Source organism: Streptantibioticus ferralitis (assembly GCF_029223525.1).
Lineage (GTDB): Bacteria > Actinomycetota > Actinomycetes > Streptomycetales > Streptomycetaceae > Streptantibioticus_A > Streptantibioticus_A ferralitis.
Genome location: NZ_JARHTQ010000003.1, coordinates 124,923 through 145,104 on the forward strand (window position 1 = coordinate 124,923; position 20,182 = coordinate 145,104).

Annotated in this window: 25 protein-coding genes and 1 pseudogene; 17 read left to right on the forward strand and 9 right to left on the reverse strand. The window is 68.6% G+C overall.

The annotated features are described in order from the left end of the window. Positions 1-33: 33 nt before the first annotated feature. From P2L57_RS06210 to P2L57_RS06220, 3 genes are read left to right on the forward strand one after another with little or no spacing between them, the layout of a single operon-like run. Positions 34-393, forward strand: a complete 360-nt coding sequence (locus P2L57_RS06210) for a hypothetical protein (protein WP_275809554.1) — start codon at positions 34-36, stop codon at positions 391-393. Beyond that, positions 386-637, forward strand: coding sequence for a hypothetical protein (locus tag P2L57_RS06215; protein ID WP_275809557.1), 252 nt, complete (start codon positions 386-388; stop codon positions 635-637). Before P2L57_RS06210 ends, P2L57_RS06215 begins: the two co-directional genes overlap by 8 nt. Beyond that, on the forward strand, positions 630-1,019 hold the full coding sequence (locus P2L57_RS06220) for a DUF6247 family protein (RefSeq protein ID WP_275809561.1): 390 nt from the start codon (positions 630-632) through the stop codon (positions 1,017-1,019). Before P2L57_RS06215 ends, P2L57_RS06220 begins: the two co-directional genes overlap by 8 nt. Positions 1,020-1,079: 60 nt before the next feature. Here the strand turns inward: P2L57_RS06220 and P2L57_RS06225 are convergent, their stop codons facing one another. From P2L57_RS06225 to P2L57_RS06235, 3 genes are all read right to left on the reverse strand, one after another. Beyond that, the gene (locus P2L57_RS06225; RefSeq protein ID WP_275809564.1) at positions 1,080-1,625 is read right to left on the reverse strand and encodes a hypothetical protein; all 546 of its coding nucleotides are present in this window, start codon (positions 1,623-1,625) and stop codon (positions 1,080-1,082) included. A 276-nt stretch (positions 1,626-1,901) separates the two neighbouring features. Further along, positions 1,902-2,654 (reverse strand): GAF and ANTAR domain-containing protein, encoded by a 753-nt coding sequence (locus P2L57_RS06230; protein ID WP_275809567.1) that lies wholly within the window; start codon positions 2,652-2,654, stop codon positions 1,902-1,904. A gap of 102 nt (positions 2,655-2,756) precedes the next feature. After that, positions 2,757-3,893: a PP2C family protein-serine/threonine phosphatase gene (locus P2L57_RS06235; protein ID WP_275809570.1), complete on the reverse strand. Its 1,137-nt coding sequence runs from the start codon at positions 3,891-3,893 to the stop codon at positions 2,757-2,759. 147 nt (positions 3,894-4,040) lie between these two features. Between P2L57_RS06235 and P2L57_RS06240 the strand changes: the two genes are divergently transcribed. From P2L57_RS06240 to P2L57_RS06250, 3 genes are all read left to right on the forward strand, one after another. Next, positions 4,041-5,498 carry a peptidoglycan D,D-transpeptidase FtsI family protein gene (locus P2L57_RS06240; protein ID WP_275809573.1) on the forward strand — a complete coding sequence of 486 codons (1,458 nt, stop codon included), beginning with the start codon at positions 4,041-4,043 and terminating at the stop codon, positions 5,496-5,498. A gap of 196 nt (positions 5,499-5,694) precedes the next feature. Next, on the forward strand, positions 5,695-7,161 hold the full coding sequence (locus P2L57_RS06245; protein WP_275810124.1) for a M1 family metallopeptidase: 1,467 nt from the start codon (positions 5,695-5,697) through the stop codon (positions 7,159-7,161). Positions 7,162-7,234: 73 nt separating this feature from the next. After that, positions 7,235-8,356, forward strand: coding sequence for a PLP-dependent cysteine synthase family protein (locus P2L57_RS06250; RefSeq protein ID WP_372515622.1), 1,122 nt, complete (start codon positions 7,235-7,237; stop codon positions 8,354-8,356). A gap of 23 nt (positions 8,357-8,379) precedes the next feature. Here the strand turns inward: P2L57_RS06250 and P2L57_RS06255 are convergent, their stop codons facing one another. Genes P2L57_RS06255 through P2L57_RS06265 form a run of 3 tightly spaced genes read right to left on the reverse strand, consistent with a single transcriptional unit; the run spans position 8,380 to position 10,319 of the window. After that, positions 8,380-9,132, reverse strand: a complete 753-nt coding sequence (locus tag P2L57_RS06255) for a sulfite exporter TauE/SafE family protein (protein ID WP_275809576.1) — start codon at positions 9,130-9,132, stop codon at positions 8,380-8,382. After that, positions 9,129-9,485, reverse strand: coding sequence for a rhodanese-like domain-containing protein (locus P2L57_RS06260; RefSeq protein WP_275809579.1), 357 nt, complete (start codon positions 9,483-9,485; stop codon positions 9,129-9,131). The genes P2L57_RS06255 and P2L57_RS06260 overlap by 4 nt, the downstream gene beginning before the upstream one ends. An 18-nt stretch (positions 9,486-9,503) precedes the next feature. Next, complete coding sequence (locus P2L57_RS06265) at positions 9,504-10,319, reverse strand: GntR family transcriptional regulator (protein WP_275809582.1); 816 nt, start codon at positions 10,317-10,319, stop codon at positions 9,504-9,506. Between the two features lie 19 nt (positions 10,320-10,338). Between P2L57_RS06265 and P2L57_RS06270 the strand changes: the two genes are divergently transcribed. Both P2L57_RS06270 and P2L57_RS06275 read left to right on the forward strand, forming a co-directional pair. Then, the gene (locus P2L57_RS06270) at positions 10,339-11,667 is read left to right on the forward strand and encodes an MBL fold metallo-hydrolase (RefSeq protein ID WP_275809585.1); all 1,329 of its coding nucleotides are present in this window, start codon (positions 10,339-10,341) and stop codon (positions 11,665-11,667) included. An 11-nt stretch (positions 11,668-11,678) separates the two neighbouring features. Then, positions 11,679-12,875, forward strand: coding sequence for an NAD(P)/FAD-dependent oxidoreductase (locus P2L57_RS06275; protein ID WP_275809588.1), 1,197 nt, complete (start codon positions 11,679-11,681; stop codon positions 12,873-12,875). Positions 12,876-12,883: 8 nt separating this feature from the next. Here the strand turns inward: P2L57_RS06275 and P2L57_RS06280 are convergent, their stop codons facing one another. Further along, positions 12,884-13,780 carry a TIGR03619 family F420-dependent LLM class oxidoreductase gene (locus tag P2L57_RS06280; protein ID WP_275809591.1) on the reverse strand — a complete coding sequence of 299 codons (897 nt, stop codon included), beginning with the start codon at positions 13,778-13,780 and terminating at the stop codon, positions 12,884-12,886. 225 nt (positions 13,781-14,005) lie between these two features. Between P2L57_RS06280 and P2L57_RS06285 the strand changes: the two genes are divergently transcribed. The 4 genes and pseudogenes from P2L57_RS06285 to P2L57_RS06300 form a co-directional block, all read left to right on the forward strand. Beyond that, complete coding sequence (locus P2L57_RS06285) at positions 14,006-14,152, forward strand: hypothetical protein (RefSeq protein ID WP_275809594.1); 147 nt, start codon at positions 14,006-14,008, stop codon at positions 14,150-14,152. A 55-nt stretch (positions 14,153-14,207) separates the two neighbouring features. Then, positions 14,208-14,663, forward strand: a complete 456-nt coding sequence (locus tag P2L57_RS06290) for a MarR family winged helix-turn-helix transcriptional regulator (RefSeq protein WP_275809597.1) — start codon at positions 14,208-14,210, stop codon at positions 14,661-14,663. Then, positions 14,660-15,505, forward strand: a complete 846-nt coding sequence (locus P2L57_RS06295) for an ATP-binding cassette domain-containing protein (protein WP_275809600.1) — start codon at positions 14,660-14,662, stop codon at positions 15,503-15,505. The genes P2L57_RS06290 and P2L57_RS06295 overlap by 4 nt, the downstream gene beginning before the upstream one ends. After that, positions 15,465-16,106: pseudogene (locus P2L57_RS06300) on the forward strand (ABC transporter permease); the annotation flags it as partial. The gene P2L57_RS06295 and the pseudogene P2L57_RS06300, both read left to right, overlap by 41 nt. A gap of 118 nt (positions 16,107-16,224) precedes the next feature. On the opposite strand, the gene P2L57_RS06305 reads toward P2L57_RS06300, so the two are convergent. Further along, positions 16,225-16,425: a DUF397 domain-containing protein gene (locus tag P2L57_RS06305; RefSeq protein WP_275809602.1), complete on the reverse strand. Its 201-nt coding sequence runs from the start codon at positions 16,423-16,425 to the stop codon at positions 16,225-16,227. Then, positions 16,422-17,303, reverse strand: a complete 882-nt coding sequence (locus P2L57_RS06310) for a helix-turn-helix domain-containing protein (RefSeq protein ID WP_275809605.1) — start codon at positions 17,301-17,303, stop codon at positions 16,422-16,424. Before P2L57_RS06310 ends, P2L57_RS06305 begins: the two co-directional genes overlap by 4 nt. Positions 17,304-17,521: 218 nt before the next feature. On the opposite strand from P2L57_RS06310, the gene P2L57_RS06315 reads away from it, so the two are divergent. From P2L57_RS06315 to P2L57_RS06335, 5 genes are all read left to right on the forward strand, one after another. Beyond that, positions 17,522-17,932 carry a hypothetical protein gene (locus P2L57_RS06315; protein ID WP_275809608.1) on the forward strand — a complete coding sequence of 137 codons (411 nt, stop codon included), beginning with the start codon at positions 17,522-17,524 and terminating at the stop codon, positions 17,930-17,932. Next, a complete protein-coding gene (locus P2L57_RS06320; RefSeq protein WP_275809611.1) occupies positions 17,929-18,078 on the forward strand; it encodes a hypothetical protein in 150 nt (49 codons plus the stop codon). Before P2L57_RS06315 ends, P2L57_RS06320 begins: the two co-directional genes overlap by 4 nt. Before the next feature lie 176 nt (positions 18,079-18,254). Beyond that, positions 18,255-18,467 (forward strand): hypothetical protein, encoded by a 213-nt coding sequence (locus tag P2L57_RS06325; protein ID WP_275809613.1) that lies wholly within the window; start codon positions 18,255-18,257, stop codon positions 18,465-18,467. Positions 18,468-19,219: 752 nt separating this feature from the next. Continuing rightward, a complete protein-coding gene (locus P2L57_RS06330; protein ID WP_275809615.1) occupies positions 19,220-19,561 on the forward strand; it encodes an SH3 domain-containing protein in 342 nt (113 codons plus the stop codon). A gap of 117 nt (positions 19,562-19,678) precedes the next feature. After that, on the forward strand, positions 19,679-20,059 hold the full coding sequence (locus tag P2L57_RS06335; protein ID WP_275809618.1) for an SH3 domain-containing protein: 381 nt from the start codon (positions 19,679-19,681) through the stop codon (positions 20,057-20,059). The last annotated feature ends 123 nt before the right edge of the window (positions 20,060-20,182 follow it).

A 20,182-nucleotide genomic window follows, 5' to 3' on the forward strand; every position in this document is an offset into this window, starting at 1 on the left:
GTAGGCTGGGGCCGATCATTTCGGGAGGACAGCATGAGCGCAGCAGCGCAGCACGGAGCGTCTGACGGGCCGATCATTCCCATGCCGCCGTTGACGAGGGAGGGTCTGAGAGAAGCCGTCGCAACGCTGGTTCCCTCGCGACTGCCGGAAATGTTCGGGGATATGCAGCAGGCGTTCGACTGGGCGGCCGATCAGGGCAGTACGGAGCCCATCCGGCGGTTTTTGATCCACTGGGGTTCGATTGTCGCCATTGAGCGCGATCCGCAAAGGGCGCGGAGACTTCATGATGCGGAGCAGCGCATCGCTGATGCGGATCCGGCCGTAAGACGGGCAGCCGTCAAAGAGGTCGGAGAGATCGTCCGCAGCGCGCGCCAAGAGGTAGCGGGTGGCTGATTGGCGGTGGGACTGGGATCCAAGCAAGGAATGGGTCACGAAGGGGATCCCAGACGCGGTGATCGCTGAGGTCGAGAAGATCGCCGCCGAACTTGCGGTAGTCAATTCCATGATCTACCTCGATGGGGCCGAATACACCGGACCGTCCCCAGGCGTGCGCATCGAGTGGCGGCCGAACGTCGCGGTTCGATATCTGACCGTCGTACGCGACGAATGCGTCTACGTGGTCGACATCATTGCGTGACCCCTATGCGCCGCGGCCGCGCGTCTCAACGCCGCCCGGAACCGAAGCCGCCCTCAGGGAGGCAGTGGCGCGGCTCAGCCCTGTCAGCGTCGCCCAGTTCGATACTGAACTTCGGCAGGTGTTGAAGGCGGGGGCTCGGGCGGGAAACAGCGCAGCTCTGCACACCTTCCTGCATCGTTGGTCCGTCTTCGTCGTGATCAAGCGACAGCCGGAGCGCGCCACACGACTGCGGGAGTTCGAGCGGATCGTGAGTGAGTCCGAGGACCGGAAGGAACGACGAGCGGCAGCCGCCGGGATCGGGGCCTTGCTGGCTGAGGCCGAGGAGGCCGTCCGGCTGGCCGCCAGACCCGACTCGCCCCCCACGGGGGCGCCCGGCACATGACGGTGGCATGCGGCGCGCGGTCGGCGGCCCGCTCCCCTCAGGTCCGCCGACCGGCGGCCCTCACCCTCGGGCGCTTGGACTGCGGGAGGTGTCCGGTGCGGCCGGGTGAGGTTCAGGGGAGTCCGTCGACCTGGGCAGCGGTGTCCGGAAGCGGACGAGCACCGCACCGTCCAGTGCGTGGTGCACCTGCACGCCGTCCAGTCGCGAACCGTCCACCGCGTGCCCGGACAGCTCATGGCACAGCTCTGCCGTGACATGCGAGGGAGGCGCGTGCAACGCGGCGGTGGCGGGTGCGTCGGGGGGCTGGTCGTATCCGTAGTCGGTGACCGAAACCGTGCAGCGGGTGTCGTCCATGCCGAGGGTGACGCGGTATCGCCGGGCGTAGCCGTAGTCCAGAACATAGCGGCAGGCGAGGGCGGTTGCCTCCGCGATCTGCGCACAGGGCACGTCATGGGTGCCGATCGTGGTGAGCGCGGCGTGGGTCATCCGTTCCGCGAGGGCGTCGCTTCCGTCGGCACGTGCCAGCGAGAACGTCCAGCAGACATCCAACGTCGAGCGTCTGGGATCGGACAGCGGAAGGCGTGCGGCAGCAGTGCCCTTCACCATGGCTGGACCACGTCCTGCGTCGTCGGGGGTATGCGGCTGTACTCAGGTGCGGTGGCGACACGGTGGCCGGGGTCCTGGGCCACACACATAACCCTAGAACAGGCCAACGGCCAACGGGTAGAGCGAGTTGACGCCAAGTCAAAACTCGGCCACGCACGGCGACGCCTCGCTGGTGCGGGCGTGCGGCGGTGGGCGGCTGCCCGGCGGTCCCGACCGATGGTCCGGTTTCGCGAGTCGTCGCAAATCGTGCAGTGGCGGGTCGTTGTGCGCTCTGACTCAGTTGTCCCGTAGAGCGTCAGAATCAAGGGAGTTGTCCACTATCCGGCGAGCCAGTTCGGACAACCGGAGCCGATGGGTGCGCGCATAGCGGCGCAGTGCGAGGAACGCGGTGTCCACGCCGACCCCCCACCGCTCGGCGAGTACGCCTTTCGCCTGTTCCACCACGACCCTGCTGTCGAGCGCCGACTGGAGCTGGTCGGCGAGCAACCCACTGCGGGCGATGGCCCGTTGCCGCAGTATCCCTATCGTCGCGGCGTCCGCGAGCGACTGGGCCAGTGCCACGTCACCGGCGCGCGGCGGGCCCGGTTCGGTGCGGAACAGTTGCAGCGCGCCGATGGCCGTCTCCCGCAACCGCAGCGGTACGGCGTAGGTGCCGATGACACCGTGGCTGACCGCCTGTTCGGTGAACCGCGGCCACGGTGCCGGGCCCGCGGTCAGATCCACCGGCCCGATCACGGCCGCGGCGCGGTAGCAGTCCAGCGCCGGTCCGCCGTCCCGCTGCAGGTCCAGCAGTCCGCGCGGCCACTCGTGCCCCTCGCGGACGGCGACGGTGCGCAACTTGCCGTAGGCGTCGGCCAGTATCAACCCGGCGCCCGACACATCGAGGAGTTCCAGGCACCGGGCGCCGAGCCTGCGCAGGAACTCGGTCTCCTCGAAGTCGTCCGCCAGGGTGTCGGCCAGCTCGACAAACGTTTCGGCTAACCGTTGTTCCCTCGGGTGTTCCGCCGGGTCCCTGGGGATCGTGCTCATGACACCACTCACATCCGCTTGCCGCGCGGCCCTGGAGGGCGCCGGATTTCTGCCGGAATAGTAGCCGCGCCTGCCCGGCGGGATCCCGCGGCGCCGGGGGAGCTATCGCGGGCGGGCCAGCAGCAGGAGGACCGAGTCATCGCCGAGGGTGCCGCCGACATGCCCGAGCAGATCGGCGTAGAGGCGGCCGACCGCCGCCTCCAGGTCGCGCGCCGCACCCGCCACCAGCGTGCCGACCCGGTCGGCGAGCGGGTAGAAGCCGCCGTGCCGTGGATCGCGGGCCTCGACGACCCCGTCGGTGCACAGCACCAGCACCTCGTCCGGACCGAGCGGCACCCGCCACGGTTCCGGCGCGCCGGAGACGAAGCCGGTGAGCCCCAGCGGCACCCACGGCTCCGGCGGATCGAGCGAGGTCACCCGCCCGTCCGGGGAAACCCGAAGCGGCGGTACGTGCCCGTAGTGCAGCAGTGCGATCTCGCCGGAGCGGTCCGCCCGGGGGGCGGTGGGTGCGAGGGGCAGGGCCGAACCGTGCCGCCCGGTCACGGTCGGGGCGGGGTGCGCCGGTGCCGCCGGGAACTCCGTGGGGAACTCCAGGAACAGTGCCGTGGTGAACTCGCCGTCCAGGACGTGCCGCCGCACGCTGGCGTCCACCCGCTGTGCCACCCGGGCCAGGCCGCCCTCGTCGTACGCGGCCTCCCGGAACGCGCCCATCACCACGGCCGAGGTCTGCACCGCCTCAAGCCCCTTGCCGCGTACGTCGCCGACCAGCGCCCGTACCCCGTGCGGGGTGTCCAGGACCGCGTACAGATCGCCGCCGATCTGCGCCGCGTCCGCGGCCGAGGCGTACCGCACCGCCAGGCTGACGTTGCCGACCCGGGGCCCCGGTGGGCGCAGCAGTGCTCGCTGGGCTGCCTCCGCGACGGTGACCACCGCGCGGTACTGCTCGGTGCGGACCTCACGCCACCACGCCGCGTACGCGCTGAACAGCACCACGGCGAGATAGCTGATGGCCATCCCGGCCAGGATCCGACGGTCCTGGGTGTTCAGCACGCCGTCGTACGGCACCAGCGCGGCCTGGACCGCGGCGCCGAGCAGCCCGATCAGCAGGGTGCGCCTCCAGGTGGTGGTGACCACGGCCAGCGCGGGCGCCATGACCATCATCGGGGCCAGGAAGTGGTTGCGTCCGGCGAGCAGATCGGCGGCGGCGACCGCGGCGATCGCGGTCAGAGGGATCGCCATGCCCTGATGGGTGGAGATGACGCCCCCCAGGGCGTCGATCGCCTTCCGGAATCCTCTGGTCCACACATTCAGAACATATCGGGTTCGAACCTGTGAGATCGCACCGAGTTGGAACCAACCACCTCTCCACGGGCGTTGTTGACTGGGATGAACAAGACGATCAGGCGCACAGCGGTCTTCTGCTTCCTGCTGGTCATCGCCCTCTTGGCGCGGGTGACGTGGGTGCAGGAGGTCGATGGCCAGGCACTCGCGGACGACAAGTACAACCGGCGGAACATGATCGCGCAGTACGCGAACCCGTTCGGCGACATCATCGTGGGCGGACAACCGGTGACGGGGTCGGCCCAGACCTCCAACGGCGACTTCAAGTACAAGCGCACCTACACCGACGGCCCGCTGTACTCGGCGGTCACCGGACGTATGTCGCAGGTCTACGGCGCGACCCAGCTTGAGGGCATCTACCAGGGCGTGCTCAACGGCACCGACTCCCGTACCAAGAGCCTGCTCGACGTCGTCATCGGCAGCCACGGCAAGCCGGGTGATGTACTCACCACGATCGAGCCGGCCGTGCAGAAGACCGCGTACAAGGGACTCGGCAACAAGAACGGCGCGGCCGTCGCCATCGACCCGAAGACCGGCAACATCCTGGCCATGGTCAGCACCCCCAGCTACGACCCGTCGAAGATCGCCGGTGGCTCCAAGGCCGACGGCCAGGCGTGGCAGCAGTACAGCCAGGACAAGAGCCGGCCGTTGGACAACCGCGCACTGCGCCAGACCTATCCGCCCGGCTCCACCTTCAAGCTGGTCGTCGCGGCCGCCGCCCTGCAGGACGGCCTGTACTCGTCGATCGACCAGTCGACCAGCAGCCCCAACCCGTACACCCTGCCCGGTACGGTGAGCCGGCTCACCAACGAGAACCCTGCGGCGCCGTGCGAGAACGCCTCGATACGCACCGCCCTCGAATACTCCTGCAACACGGTGTTCGCCAAGATGGCCGTGGACCTGGGCCAGGACAAGGTCAAGGCGATGGCCGACGCCTTCGGCTTCGACAGTGGCAATCTGGACATTCCGGTACGGGCCGCGCAGAGCGTCTACCCGACGAAGATGCCGAAGTCCTCGCTCGCGCAGACCGGCATCGGCCAGTTCGACGTCCGGGCCACCCCGCTGCAGATGGCCATGGTGGTGTCCGCCATCGCCAACGGCGGCAAGCTGATGGCCCCGCACATGGTCTCCAAGGTCACCGACTCCGGCGGCGACCCGCTGCAGACCTTCGAACCGCAGCGCAAGTCGCAGCCCATCAGCGAGAGCACCGCCAAGCAGCTGCAGGACGCGATGGTCTCCGTCATCCAGAAGGGCACCGGCACCAACGCGCAGATCCCCGGCGTCGAGGTCGGCGGCAAGACCGGCACCGCCCAGCACGGCGTGGACAACGGCGACAACCCGTACGCCTGGTTCGTCTCCTACGCCAAGGACGGTTCCGGCAAGCAGGTCGCGGTCGCTGTCATGGTCGACGACCCGGACGCGGTCCGCTCCGAGATCAGCGGCAACGGGCTGGCCGGACCCATCGCCAAGTCGATGATGCAGGCCGCGCTGAAGACCTCCTGAGCCCATAGCACCCGGCGGGGTCAGCCGATTGGCGTGAATGTGTTGCGCCGCATGAACCTTGTGTGACGACGGGGCCCGAATTGCTGGCCGCCGCTCACAGGTTCTGCATAGCCTGCCAACTGTTCCTTCTCCCCGACCAGTTGGAGGGCAAGTGCTGCGCAACAACGCGCGCAAAAGAACCGTCGCCTCGACCGCGATGGCCGCCGCTTCCGCCCTTACGCTGTTGCTGGCGATCCCGGCGGCAGCCGGAACGCCAACCCCCGGCGCCCCGAGCATCGGCGACCCGTACTACCCGACGTACGGCAACGGCGGATACCGCGTCTCGCACTATGACCTGCGGTTGAAGTACCAGCCGAAGACCGACGAACTGCGCGGCACGGCGACGATCCTGGCGTCCGCCACGCAGGACCTGTCCCGCTTCGACCTCGACTTCTCCCTCGACGTCAGCAGCGTGCTGGTCAACGGGCGGCCGGCCGCCTTCACCGAGACCCCCGCGGCCCACAAGCTGCAGATCACCCCCAGCGCGCCGTTGGCCAAGGGCAGTGACGCCACGGTCGTCGTGCGCTACTCGGGCGTACCCTCCAAGGTCGTCGTGAGCGGCATCAACGGCTGGCTGCGCACCCCGGACGGTGCGGTCGCGGCGGACGAGCCGGAGGCGGCGTGGTGGTGGTTCCCCAGCAACGACCACCCGCTCGACAAGGCCACCTACGACGTGTCGGTGGAGGTGCCCAAGGGCACCCAGGCGGTCAGCAACGGCGTACTGACCGACCAGCGGGACACCGTGGACGGCACCCGCTACAGCTGGCGACAGGACCGGCCGCAGGCCACCTACCTCGCCACGCTCGCGGTCGGCAGGTTCGACATCACCACCGGGAGGACCGGCGACGGCATCCCGGTCTTCAACGCCTACAGCAAGGACCTCGGCGACAACGCGGCGGCGGCCCGGGCCAGCGTCGAGCGGTCGGCGGAGATCATCGACTGGGAGAGCGGGTACTTCGGCAAGTACCCGTTCAACGCGCTGGGCGGCTACGTCCCCAACGTCAAGACCCACTATGCGCTGGAGACGCAGACCCGGCCGTTCTACAGCCCGGCGCAGTTCGCCCGCGGCTCCAACGCCTCGGTCGTCGTCCATGAACTCGCCCACCAGTGGTTCGGTGACGACGTCTCGCTTGAGCGCTGGCGGGACATCTGGCTGAACGAGGGCTTCGCCACCTACGCCCAGTGGCTCTGGTCGGACTACCAGGGCGAGGGCACCACCCAGCAGCTCGCCGACTACGTCTACGCCCAGCACCCGGCGAACGACCCGTTCTGGAAGGTCAAGCCGGGCGACCCGGGTGCGGCCCACCAGTTCGACGACGCGGTCTACGACCGAGGCGCCGCCGCGATCCAGGCGCTGCGCACGACCGTCGGCGACAAGGCGTTCTTCCAGCTCCTCAAGGCGTGGACCAAGGAACACGCCTATGGAAACGGCGACTTCGCGGACTTCCAGGGCCTCGCGGAGAAGATCTCCGGCAAGCCGCTGGCCCGGCTGTTCCAGACCTGGCTGTTCACCCCGGAGCGCCCGGCCGCGGCCGCGGCGGCCAGGGCCGGGCTGCGTGCGTCGGCCGTGGTCGGGCACCAGCCGAAGTCGTGGCAGCAGATCCACGCCGCGTACCGCCGCTGAGGTCGGCTCAAAGCAGAACCGGGCAGTCACCCCAAGTGACGGTTTGAGTGGGCGGTGCGGCTATACAGGCAGCATGACCGACGCCATGACCGCACCGCCCGAGTCCATCGAGCTGGACGTCAACCGACACGACCCGGCCTACCGCGGCTGGCTCAGGGAGGCCGTCGGCAAGGTCCAGGCCGACGCCAACCGCTCCGCCGACACCCATCTGCTGTCGGTGCCGCTGCCTGTGGAATGGGGCATCGACCTCTATCTGAAGGACGAGTCCACCCACCCCACCGGCAGCCTGAAGCACCGACTGGCCCGGTCCCTCTTCCTCTACGGCCTGTGCAACGGGTGGATCCGCCCGGGACGCCCGGTGATCGAGGCGTCCAGCGGTTCCACGGCGGTCTCCGAGGCGTACTTCGCGAAGCTGATCGGAGTGCCGTTCATCGCGGTCATGGCCGCGTCCACCAGTCGCGCCAAGATCGACCTGATCGAGTTCCAGGGCGGCAGCTGCCACCTGGTCGACAACCCCTGCGAGGTCTACGAGGCCGCCGCCCGGCTCGCCGACGAGACCGGCGGCCACTACATGGACCAGTTCACCTACGCGGAACGGGCCACCGACTGGCGCGGCAACAACAACATCGCCGAGTCGATCTTCCGCCAGATGTCCGCGGAACGGCACCCCGAACCGTCCTGGATCGTCGCCACGGCGGGCACCGGCGGCACATCCGCGACCATCGCCCGGTACATCCACTACACCCAGCGCGACACCGGCGTCTGCGTGGCCGACCCGGAGAACTCCGCGTTCTTCGAAGGCTGGCGCACCGGCGACGACTCGGTCACCACCGACCACGGCTCCCGCATCGAAGGCATCGGCCGCCAGCGCGTCGAGCCCAGCTTCATCCCCGGCGCCGTGGACCGCATGATGCGGGTCCCCGATGCCGCCGCCATCGCCACCATCCACACCCTGGAACGCCTGCTCGGCCGCAAGACCGGCGCGTCCACCGGCACCGGCACCTGGGCCGCGTTCCGGATCATCGCGGAGATGCTCGCCCACGGCGAGCGGGGCAGCGTGGTCACGCTGCTGTGTGATCCGGGTGAGCGTTATCTCGACAAGTACTACTCGCAGGAATGGCTTGCCTCCCAACGCATCGACGTCGCGCCGTACGCGGCGCGGCTGGAAAGGTTCCTGACGGAGGGACGCTTGTAGTCTGCGGTGTTGAACAACCGCGACTAGCCCACTGCGCAGCGGACCGCCAGATACCCCGCCACCGCCACCGTCAAGGTGGCGAACGCGCGGGTCAAGGTCGCGGACGGGACGCGGGCCGAGGCGCGGCGGCCGAGGAGCGAGCCAATGACGGCGGCGGCGGTCAAAGGGGCGATGACCGCCCAGTGGAGCGTTTCCTCGCCGGCCCTCGCGGCCAGCGCCACCGCCGAGTTGATCGCGATGACCAGAAGCGACGTCCCGACGGCCACCGGCATCTCGTAGCCCAGGGCGCCCACCAGCGCAGGGACGATGACGAAGCCGCCGCCCACGCCGAGGAAGCCGGTGAGGAAGCCAACGGCCAGGCCGGAGGCGAGGATTCGCGCCACAGGCGTCTTCCGCGTGCGCTCCGGGACCGGTGCGCTGGTGCGGCCGCGTCGGAACATCGCCACCGCCGAGACCACCATCAACGCGGCGAAGCACAGCATCAACACGGTCGGGTTCACCAACCTGTTCAGCGCCGTGCCCCCGTACGAGGCCGCTATGCCCGACGCACCGAAGGCGGCACCGGCCCCCCAGCGGACGTTGCCCGCGCGGGCGTGGCTCCAGGTGCTGCACACCGCGGTCAGGCCGACGACGACCAGGCCGCCCGTGGTGGCCGACTGTGCGCTCTGGCCGAGCGCGTAGACCAGTACCGGGACCGTCAGGATCGAGCCGCCACCGCCAAGTGCGCCCAGGCACAAGCCGATCAGACCGCCCAGAGCCATGCCGAGCAGGGTCATATGACGGTTCCCGGCCGCCCGCCGGGACGGCACACCGGGAGCCCGGCGAGCGACCAGGCCTGCATGCCGCCGCGCAGGTTGTAGGCCGCCCTGCCCGCCGCCCGCAGCCGGCCGACCGCGAGCGCGGACCTGCGTCCTGATCGGCAGACGACGACCAGCAGTTGGTCGTCGGTCAGCTTCGCGGTCAGTTCCCTGAGGCGTTCATCAGCCGTGGACAGCGGTACGTGGATCGCCTCCGGTGCGTGCCCGGCCTCCCATTCGTCGGCTTCCCGTACGTCCAGCAGCACCGCCACGCCGGAGCTGACCAGCCCCCGCGCCTCCAGCGGATCCACTTCCCGCAGCGTCTCGAACACGCCAACCCCCCAAGCCCGTCACTTCGTCAGGGCGAAGGTCCCCGCCCCCGCCAGGTCCAGCCGGTAGCCCTTCGCCGAGAACTCGGCGCGGGCGGTGAAGCGGTCGCCGCGCACCAGCGTGTAACGCCACTCGACCGGACGGTCGCCCGCGCAGCCGAGGCGGTCGACGGCGAAGGCGGCAACGCCCTCGTCGATGCCCAGCAGTCGGCGCTCCGCAGGTGTGGGCACCACCGCCCGCAGCACCTCCCGGCCGCCGGTCAGCCGTACGCCGGTGCGCGCCGCCAACTCGTCGTAGAGGGAGGTGTGGGTGAAGTCCGCCTCCCGCAGCGGGGCGGCCAACTCGGCGGGCAGCCATACCCGGTCGACGGCCAGTGGTTCGTCGTCGGCCAGCCGAAGGCGTTCCAGGTGCAGTAGCGGAGCAGACTCCTCCAGGCCGAGGCGGGCGGCGAAGACCCCGTCGGCGCGGATGTCCAGTACCCGCACCACGCTGCGCTGCACCCGGCCTGCCGCCTCGACCGAGGCGAACAGGCTGTAGAGCGCGCCCAGCGGCTGCTCTATCTCGGCGGGAACGGCGAGTCGCGGCGGACGGCCGCGCTCGGCGATCACCAGACCTTCGGCGCGTAGCTGGCGCAGAGCCTCGCGGACCGTGTGGCGGCTGACGCCGTACTCCTCGACGAGGGCGAGCTCCCCCGGGAAGGCGGTGCCGAACTCGCCGGACTCCACCCTCGACCGCAGATCATCGCGGATCTGGGCCCATAGTGGAAATGGACTGGAACGGTCCGGTTTGGTTGCTCTACTCGATCGCACCGACCTAATGTACGTACATTCGTTCATTGGCGAAAGGGGTGGGTCAATGGTTGAGGTTGAGGTCATCGACACGTCGGAGCTGGGCAATCGCAGCTATGTCGCGCACGATGGCCAGGTCGCGGTCGTGATCGATCCGCAGCGCGATCTGGACCGGGTCGAGGCGGTGCTGGCGGCGGCCGGTCTGTCCTGTGGGCTGGTCGTGGAGACGCACGTCCACAACGACTACGTGACCGGTGGATACGAGCTCGCCCGGCGCAACGGGGTGCCGTACGTTCTCTCCGCCGCCGAGTCGGTCTCCTTCGACCGCTACCCGGTGGAGGACGGCGACCGGCTCGCCGTGGGCAGCCTGTCCGTCGAGGTCGTCGCGACCCCCGGTCACACCGACAGCCATCTGTCGTACGTCATCTCCGACGGGGACGGGCCGCCCGCGGTGTTCACCGGTGGATCGCTGCTGTACGGGACCGTGGGAAGGACCGACCTGGTGCACCCCGACCGTACGGAGGAGCTGACCCGGGCGCAGTACCGTTCGGCCCGGCGGCTGGCCGCCGAACTCCCCGACGAGGCGGCCGTCTTCCCCACCCACGGCTTCGGCAGCTTCTGCTCCTCCAACTCCACGGCGGGCGGTTCGGCAGCCACCATCGGCGATGAGCGAATACGCAACGACGCGCTCACCGAGCCCGACGAGGACACCTTCACCGCACGACTGATCGCGCAACTCACCGCCTATCCGGCCTACTACGCGCACATGGCGCCGCTCAACCGCCAGGGGCCGTCGGCCGCCGACCTCACGCCTCCCGAGCCCGTGGACGCGATCGCGCTGAAGTCCCGGATCGCGGCCGGGGAGTGGGTGGTGGACCTGCGGGACCGCACCGCCTACGCGGCCGGGCACCTGGCCGGGACGGTCGGCATCGAACTGGGCAGGCAGTTCGCCACCTATCTGGGGTGGCTGCTGCCCTGGGGCAGCCCGGTCACCCTCATCGGCGAGACGGCGGAGCAAGTGGCGCAGGCTCAGCGGCAGTTGGTGCGCATCGGCATCGACCGGCCCGCGGGGGCGGCGGTCGGTCCGGTGGCGGGCGAGTGCTCCTACCCCCGGGTGGGCTTCGCCGACCTCCCCACGATGGCGGACGGAGTGATCCTCGACGTACGCCGGAACGACGAGCGGGCCACCGGGGCCATACCCGGCTCGCTGCACATTCCGCTGCACCAGCTCCTGGACCGGCTGGGCGAGCTGCCGGAGCGCAAGCTGTGGATCCACTGCGGCACCGGCTTCCGGGCCAGCGTCGCCGCCGCGCTGCTGGAGCGGGCCGGACGCGATGTCGTGCTCATCGACGACGACTTCGGCAACGCCGCCACCGCCATGAACCCGCAGGCCTGAGGGAGGACGCCATGTCGCAGCACTCCAGGATCCTCATCATCGGCGGTGGCACCGCGGGCATCACCGTCGCCGCCCGCCTGCACCGCGCCCGCACCACCGGAGTCACGGTGCTCGAACCCAGCGACACCCACTACTACCAGCCGCTGTGGACGCTCGTCGGCGGCGGCTGCGCACCACTCGGGGAGAGCGCCCGCAGCGAGGCGTCCGTCATGCCGCGCGGGACACGGTGGGTCAAGGGCCGTGCGGCGGAGATCGATCCGGCCGCGCACGTCGTGACCACATCGGACGGCGCGCGGCTCGGCTACGACCATCTCGTGGTCTGCCCCGGCATCCAGCTCGACTGGCACAAGGTCCCGGGGATGGCCGACGCCGTACGCTCCCCGCACGCGTCATCCAACTACCTGCCCGAACTGGCACCGAAGACCTGGCAGTTGATACGCGGGCTGCGCAAGGGCACGGCGGTGTTCACCATGCCGTCCGGGCCGATCAAGTGCGCCGGCGCACCGCAGAAGATCGCGTATCTGGCCGCCGACCACTGGCGCCGCCAAGGGGTGCTGAAGGACATCCGGGTGGTGCTGGTGCTGCCGACCCCGGCGATGTTCGGACTGCCCGCCTTCTCCGCCGAGTTGGCGCGGGTGGCCGCCCGCTACGGCATCGAGGTCCGGCTGAACAGTGAGCTGACCCAGGTCGACGCCGACTCCCGCAAGGCCGTCATCGTCAACAACGCCGACGGGTCGAGTGAGTCGATCGGCTACGACCTGCTGCACACCGTGCCCCCGCAGTCCGCGCCGAATTGGATCGCGAGCGGTCCGCTCGCCGACCCCGGCAACCCCAACGGCTATGTCCAGGTCGACAAGCACACCCTGCGCCATGAGAGGTATCCGGACGTCTTCGCGTTGGGCGACGCGGGCTCGACCCCCAACTCCAAGACCGGCGCGGCGGTCCGCAAGCAGGCCCCGGTCGTGGTGGCGAACCTCCTGGCGACCATGGCAGGACGCGAGCCCGCCGCCCGCTATGACGGTTACGCGTCCTGCCCGATCACCACCGCCCGGGACCGCATGCTGCTCGCCGAGTTCGACTACACCATGCGGCATACGCCGTCCATCCCGCTGATCGACACCACACGCGAACGGCGGGACATGTGGTACGTCAAGCGGTACGGACTGCCGCTGCTGTACTGGCGGTTGATGCTGCGCGGCCTTGCCTGACGAGCCGGTCAGCCCGCCTTCAGCAGCTCCAGGACCTCGCCCGTCGTGTCCAGCGTCTGCTGCGGGCCATCGGCCGCTGGAAAGTGCAGGAAGGCGTGCTCAATGCCCGCCCGGTCGCGCAGCGTGCGCAGCGCGGTCGCGAGATCGGCCGCCGACAACGGCCGGGTCGCGATGAGCCGCGGCACCGAACCGATGGCGGACGGGTCGCGTCCAGTGTCCCGCGCCGCCTGGTCGATGACGGCTCGGGCCTGGATCAGCGGTTCCGGGTCCACTCGGTCGGAGAGCAGCACCGCGGGCAGCCAGCCATCGGCCCGACGGCCTACGCGACGTAGCGCCGTGGGGCCGATCGCCCCGAGGTGGATCGGTGGCCGGGGCCGCTGCACCGGCTTGACGTCCACGTACGAAGCGGGCACCTGCCAGAACTTGCCCTGGTACTCGACCGGGCTCTCGCTCCACCACCGCTCCAGGACGTCCAGGCTCTCATCGAGCCGCGCCCCGCGCGACGCGAACGGGATGCCCGCGGCCGCGTACTCCTCCGGGGACCAGCCGATGCCGAAGCCCGGGATGAGACGGCCGCCACTGAGCTGGTCGATGGTGGTGAGCTGGCGGGCCAGCACGGCGGGGGAGTACTGGGTGATGTTGATGACGCTGCTGCCGACCAGGATGCTCTCGGTGACCGCGGCAGCGGCGGTCAACAGCGCGAACGGGTCGAGTACGGCGCGGAATTCCTCCGGAATGGTGTCCGTGCCCATGTAGCCGACGGTGGGTCTCACCGGCGCCAGCAGTCGGTCCCCGACCCACAGGCTCGCCGCCCCGAGTCGCTCGGCCTCCCGGGCGAAGCCCGCGATCGCGGACGCCTCCTGGGCATGTCTTCCGTTCTGCGGCAGCGCGATTCCGACGTGCATCAGATGATGTCCTTTCGGTATCCCCTTGCGGCGGGCCGTAGTTGACGGCCCGTTCGACATTCGACCATGTGTCGGCCCTGGCGTGGACCTCGGCCCGGCGTGCCGTTCTCCTGCGCCGGGCGCGGTTGGCCGAAAGCGTCAGCCATGACGACTGAGGCCATGACGACTGAGGTCATGACAACCGAGCAGGAGCCGCGACGATGAGCGGGCAGTCGGCCGCAGTCGGTGTTGCCGGTCGCGGCCGTGCTGGTGCTGGTGCTGCCCGCCGGAGTGGTGGGGGAGCTCACCGCGGCGCTCACCGTGGCGCTCGGGGTGACACCGAGAGCGCGCGGGGCGCGGCTGGAGGCGCGGGAGGTGCGCCCGGGCCCGTAGTGGCTGCGGCTTCGCGCCCTGGCAGATAGTTCGTACGGAGAGCTAAGACTATGGTATGGCGGCAGCGGAACTTCCCGACGCACTCGCTGATGTCCTCACCGGCATCCAACGGCTGATCCGGCGCAGGTTGCGTGCCGGTATGTCCGTCCCCCGGCTGCGCGGAGCGCAGATCGAGCTGCTGCGGCTGGTGGTCGCCAATCCGGGGATCCGGGTCTCGGCGGCGGCCAAGGAGCTCTATCTGGCGGGCAATTCGGTCTCCACCCTGGTCAACCAACTGGTCAAAGCCGGGTTGTTGCACCGTGAGACCGATCCGGTCGATCGTCGTTCCACCCGGCTGCTCCCCACCCCGGACGCGGAGGCGCGGCTACGGGACTGGGCGGAGCAGCGCACCGCGCTGGTACGGCAGCAGATGGAGCGGCTCTCCGAGGAGGACCGTGCGGCGGTGACCGCCGCCATTCCGGCGTTGCGCAGGCTCGCCGAGGGCCTGCACGAGGAGGTGGTGGGGCGATGAGCGACGACGGGCCGATAGCCGAGGGCGGGGCAGCCCTGGTGTGCAACGGGCTCGCCTACTCCTTCGGGGAGACGAGAGCGGTTGACGGCCTCGATCTCTCGGTGACCGCCGGTGAGGTCTTCGGCCTGCTCGGACCCAACGGCGCGGGCAAGACCACCGCGATCCGCTGTATCACCACCCTGCTGCCGGTGCCCGCGGGCATGGTGCGGGTCCTCGGCCATGACGCGGCCAGGGAGCGGATGGCGGTGCGCCGCCTCCTCGGCTACGTACCGCAGCAGCTGTCCGCGGACGCTGCGCTGACCGGGCGGGAGAACGTGGCGCTGTTCGCCCGGGTTTTCGACGTCGCCCGCCGCGAGCGGGCGGACCGGGTGGCGCAGGCGCTGGAGGCGGTCGATCTCACCGAGGCCGCCGACCGGATGGCGAGTACGTACTCCGGCGGCATGGTGCGCCGCCTGGAACTCGCCCAGGCACTGGTCAGCGCGCCCCGGCTGCTGATGCTCGACGAGCCGACCATCGGCCTCGACCCGATCGCCCGTACCAGCGTGTGGGACCACATCAACGCGGTCCGCGCCGCGACCGGCATGACGGTGCTGGTGACCACGCACTACATGGACGAGGCCGATCAGTACTGCGGCCGCGTCGCGCTGATGCACCGCGGCCGGATCCGCGCACTCGGCACCCCCGAGGCGCTCAAGGCCGATCTCCGTGACCGGCGCGGTGACGGAGCGAAGCCCACGTTGGAGGACGTCTTCCGCGATGTCGCCGGCAGCGGGCTGGACGCCCAGGGAGGAGAGTTCCGCGATGTCCGCCGTACCCGCCGCACCGCATCCCGCGTCGGCTGATCCGGTCGAGCCCGGCCCGGCGGCCGATCGGGGCCTTGACCTGCTGCTGGTCCCGCCGCGGGCCCGTACCGGCTGGCGGGTGGTGCCCGCCCGTGTCCTCGCCATGTGCGTGGTGGAGCTGCAGAAGCTCCGGCACGACCGCACCGAGCTCTACACCCGCGCCGTCCAGCCCGCGCTGTGGCTGTTGATCTACGGAGAGACCTTCACCCGGATTCGGGCGATCCCCACCGGTGGCATTCCGTATCTCGACTATCTGGCGCCGGGCCTCATCGCCCAGTCCGCGATGTTCATCGCGATCTTCTACGGGATCATGATCATCTGGGAGCGGGACTCCGGCATCCTCACCAAGCTGCTGGTCACGCCCACACCACGGACCGCGCTGGTAACGGGGAAGGCCTTCGCGGCGGGAGTCAAGTCGCTGATCCAGGCGATCGTCGTGGTCGTGATCGCCGCGCTGCTCGGTGTCGCGCTGACCTGGAATCCGCTGCGGCTGCTCGGCGTGGGCGGCATCGTGCTGCTCGGCTCGGCGTTCTTCTCCTGTCTGTCGATGACCATCGCGGGGATCGTGCTCACCCGTGATCGGCTGATGGGTATCGGGCAGGTCAAGCCTCCTTCGCAAGCTATTTGACACTCGCTCATGAGGTCGCTGTGACCCCCTTCGTGGACATGCAGACGCCCCCGGCCGGTATCGGCGCTTGGGCCCGGGGGCGTCGGGCAGATCAGGCGAAGCGCTCCGCCTTGACTGCGTTGATGAAAGCGGCCCACTCCTCAGCCGAGAAGGTCAGCGCTGTGCCGTGCGGGTCTTTGCTGTCGCGTGCTGCCACCACTTCACCGAGGCTTGCCGTCTCTACGCATTGACCGTTTCCGCTGCTGTATGAACTCTTCCGCCACACGGCTTCGGAGAAATTCACCTTGTTCATGTCGTTACCTCCTCTCCTACTTCAATCTCCTGGGCCAGTGTGGTGAGCAATTTCGACGTGGCTCCGGGGCTCAGCGCCTCGGCGCGTAGGTTGTCGAAGATCGCGCCAAACCGGCGTACGTCCACGTCAGCCTCAAGGAAAAGATCACCCGCCATACTGTCGATGTAGATGAGTTCGGGATCGTCTACGTCCGGGAAGCTCATGAGGACGAACGATCCGGGCATCCCTGGGTGTGCTCCTGCGCTGAACGGGATGATCTGAAGCGTCAGGTTCGGCTCAGCTGCGGCCTTCCTCAGGTGCTGCAGTTGCTCCCGCATGACCTTCGGGCCACCAACCATACGATGGACGGCGGCTTCATCGATGATCGCCCAGAGTTGTAGGGCGTCGTCCTTGGTTAGTACTGCCTGGCGCTCCATGCGTGCTTGTACCCGCTGCTCGATTTCCCTGGGGTTGGCCATCGGCAACACGCCAGTAATCACGGCACGTGCGTAGTCTTCGGTCTGCAAAAGACCGGGGATGAACAGGCTTTCATAGTTGCGTACCGTCCGCGCCTCAGCTTCAAAGCTGATGTACGCAGTGTATTCCTCGGGTAGTTCGCTGTGATACGGCCGTAGCCATCCCTCGTCGCTCGCCCCTTGCAACAGCGCCAGGATTTCGCCACGTTGTTGCTCTTGAACGTTGTACAGGTCGAGCAAGGAAACAAGGGCACGTTTCTGCGGTTGGACGCGCGCCTTCTCGATCCGGTACAGCGTTGCGGGATTGATGCCGGTGCGCGCGGTGACGTCATCCCTGGTCAACTCAGCAGCGGCGCGGAGACGGCGGAGCTCTGCGGCCAGTCGTCGGAGTCGCACTGTCGGCGCCTGCCGCTTCGCGGCCATGGTCCACACCCTTTCATCTGCACAGCAGCCCTCGCGATTCTGTCCGGCAACTGCCCTTACCTGCAAGGCAGGTTCGCATATGCAAGGTATGCATCTTCAGACCTTGCATACGACGGGTCGTCAGGTGCATCCTGGGCTTCCGATCGCCTTGCGTGACCGTATCGTCACGGGTTGGCGATCTTGATGCTGAGTCATGTCTAAAGGGCGGAGGTCTCGGCATGACATCGGAGGACGCGCCCGCAGGTGGCGCGGAGGCTCATGGCGACCCGAACGATCACACGGGCGAAGGTGGGCTGTTGACGGCGATGGCGGAACAAATGCAGGTAGCCGCTGGGGTGTTGGTGAAGGTGCTGATAGAGCACGCAGAAGAGATCTCTACTGGCCTACAGCGTGGCGTGAGCGCTGATTACGTGCCGGAGGTGGGTGCCGTGGTGAAGGACACGACGCGTGACCTCGTGGGCGTCGTCGTGGAGGTAGACGGCTCGCTGGTGCGGCTACGTCCCGCCGGTGCCGGTGGTTGGCGGTGGCGCGCGCTGGTAGCTGACGTGGAACCAGCGGGGCCGACGTGCGAGATGGGCGCGCGTGCTGCTGACATCAGCGCACGCTACGACTTAAGGCGTCTCCGGTGAGCCGCCACAAGCGCCGGCCACCCTGGATCGTTGCCTTCGCGGGGCGGATTGCTCGGGTGACGGGCTTGATCTTCATCATCGCCACTTCGGCGGTTGCTGGTTCCGCGATCACCTTAGCCATCGTCAGCACTCCTAACACCCCCTGATCCCCGCTCCCTGCCGGTGACCGATGGTGCCCTATGGCCTCCCTATGCACGGGCACCCCCCTGGCGGGGAGTGGGTTCACCCTTGGGAGGGGCCGATGTTGTGCCCGTGGGGGCTGCACGAAGTCGAACCATGCGACGACACGCCAGGGTGGTACCGGTGTGAACCGTGCGGCGTGGTGGTGATCTTCACCAGTGAAGGTGGCGGCGGCGATGCTGTGTCCTGGGTCTGTCATCTATGTGACTACCGACTTACCGCTGAAACCGCCGAGATAAGCCGTGACCTGGACGAAGACGATGACGAGTGGTGGACCACGGTTGTCTGTGCGGATGGGGCGGCATGCAAGGAACGCCAGAGGAAGGATCCGTTCGCCGACGAACTACACCAGTGATCTCTACCGCTGGAAACGGAGGTTCAGGAGCGCTCTGCGGTAGGTGCGGCGCGGTGGTCATCGAGGGGCCGAATGGTGGCTATGTCTGCGGAAGTTGCTAGCTACTACTCAGTTGGCCCGGCACGGTAGAGCAGCAAGCATGTTCTCTTTACCATGACCTGAGGGAGGATCACATGCACTGTACGAACTGCGGGGCCTCAGTGATCCAGGGCCCGGACGGAAGCTGGTCGTGTAACAACTGCGGGGCGTCCGGGTGATGCAGCAGAGTGGAGCCGGGTATGCGCTGTGAGAACTGTCAACAACCTGTCATCGAGGGTCCAGAGGGCGGCTATGTCTGCGGCCTGTGCTTCCACCTGGTGGAGCCGAACGGGTACTCCACAACTCGGGCCGAGGGCGTGAAGGCTGCCGCTGCACAACGGCGCGCTCGCACGCTCGCACGCAGGAAATCGTCAGATAGCTAGCCCGCGCACGATTGGCCCTGATCGTCCACGTTTCGGTTGACGGTCGGGGCCATTTGCCGCACTCGGCTTAGGCAGGGGACCAGTGAACCAGTTGACCACTTCCCTGCCTAAGTTGCATGCTGGGGGTCTCGCGTGATGGGCGCCGTAAGGGGCGCTTGTTGGCGACGACTCAAGGGGATAGCTGTGCAAAATCTGAGAATACGTCAGCATCTGCGGGCGCTGGCGCTGGTGGGCGTTGTGGCTGCCGGGTTGGGTGTTACGGCTTCTGTGGCTGTGCCTGCCGTGGCGGCGGTGCCTTCCGATGGCGGCGGGTCGTCGGTGGCTGGTCCGGCTGCGGCGGAGATCAGTGCTCCGGTTCCGGTGCTGGTCGATGGGCTGCGGCTGCGGACTGCGGGCAACCTCAACGGCGGCGTTCAGGGCCTGCTGTACACCAGCGATCAGGTCAACGTGATTGCCGCGTCATCCGACCTGGACGGCGGGACCTGGTACGAGGTCTCTCTTCCGGAGTCCAGCGCGGGGGGCCTGGATGCTGGGTCTGTCGGCTGGGTCTACGCGGACTACGTGGGTACTCCGTCGGTCGTGCCCGGGGATGGCTACTACGGTCCCGGCAATCCGGTGGCGGGCCACAACTGATCGAAGCCCAGTTTCTTTCGGGCGAACTTACATAGGGGACCAGTCCCCTGACTGAGTGGATGGGTGGCGTCGGGGGGCGTCCCGGCGCCACGCACCCGGCAACAAGGAGGTTTGGCAGTGAGTTCCTTGCGTATGCGGCTCGGCGCGGTGGCGGCGGCTGTAACGGTGGTTGTGCTCGGCCTGGTCGCGGCCCCGGCGAATGCCGCCGCTCCGGCTGCTGCGGTCCGCCATGCGGTGCGGGTCACGCCTCGGGACGTGTATCAGACAGAGATTGAGGCGGACGGGGTGAGGCTGCATGACGGCTCGGGCTCCGGTCCGGTGATCGGCCTGCTGTATTACGGCGATCAGGTGGAGGTGACGGCTACTTCGGGGTCGTGGTCGCGGGTCTATCTGGACGGTGACAGCGCGGGCGGTCTGCCTGCCGGGTCGTCTGGCTGGGTGTGGAGTGGCTATCTGCAATGCGAGCCGTCTACCCCCACGGGAGGGGTCTGCGGCTGACAAACCGGCTGGTGAGAAGGTTATGGGCCCCTTCCCAATCCCGGGAAGGGGCTCGAAAAGTGGAGTGTGCAGGCGTACGATTCGAGGTTCCCCTGAGGCCGACGTGACGGTTGGTCTCTTCGT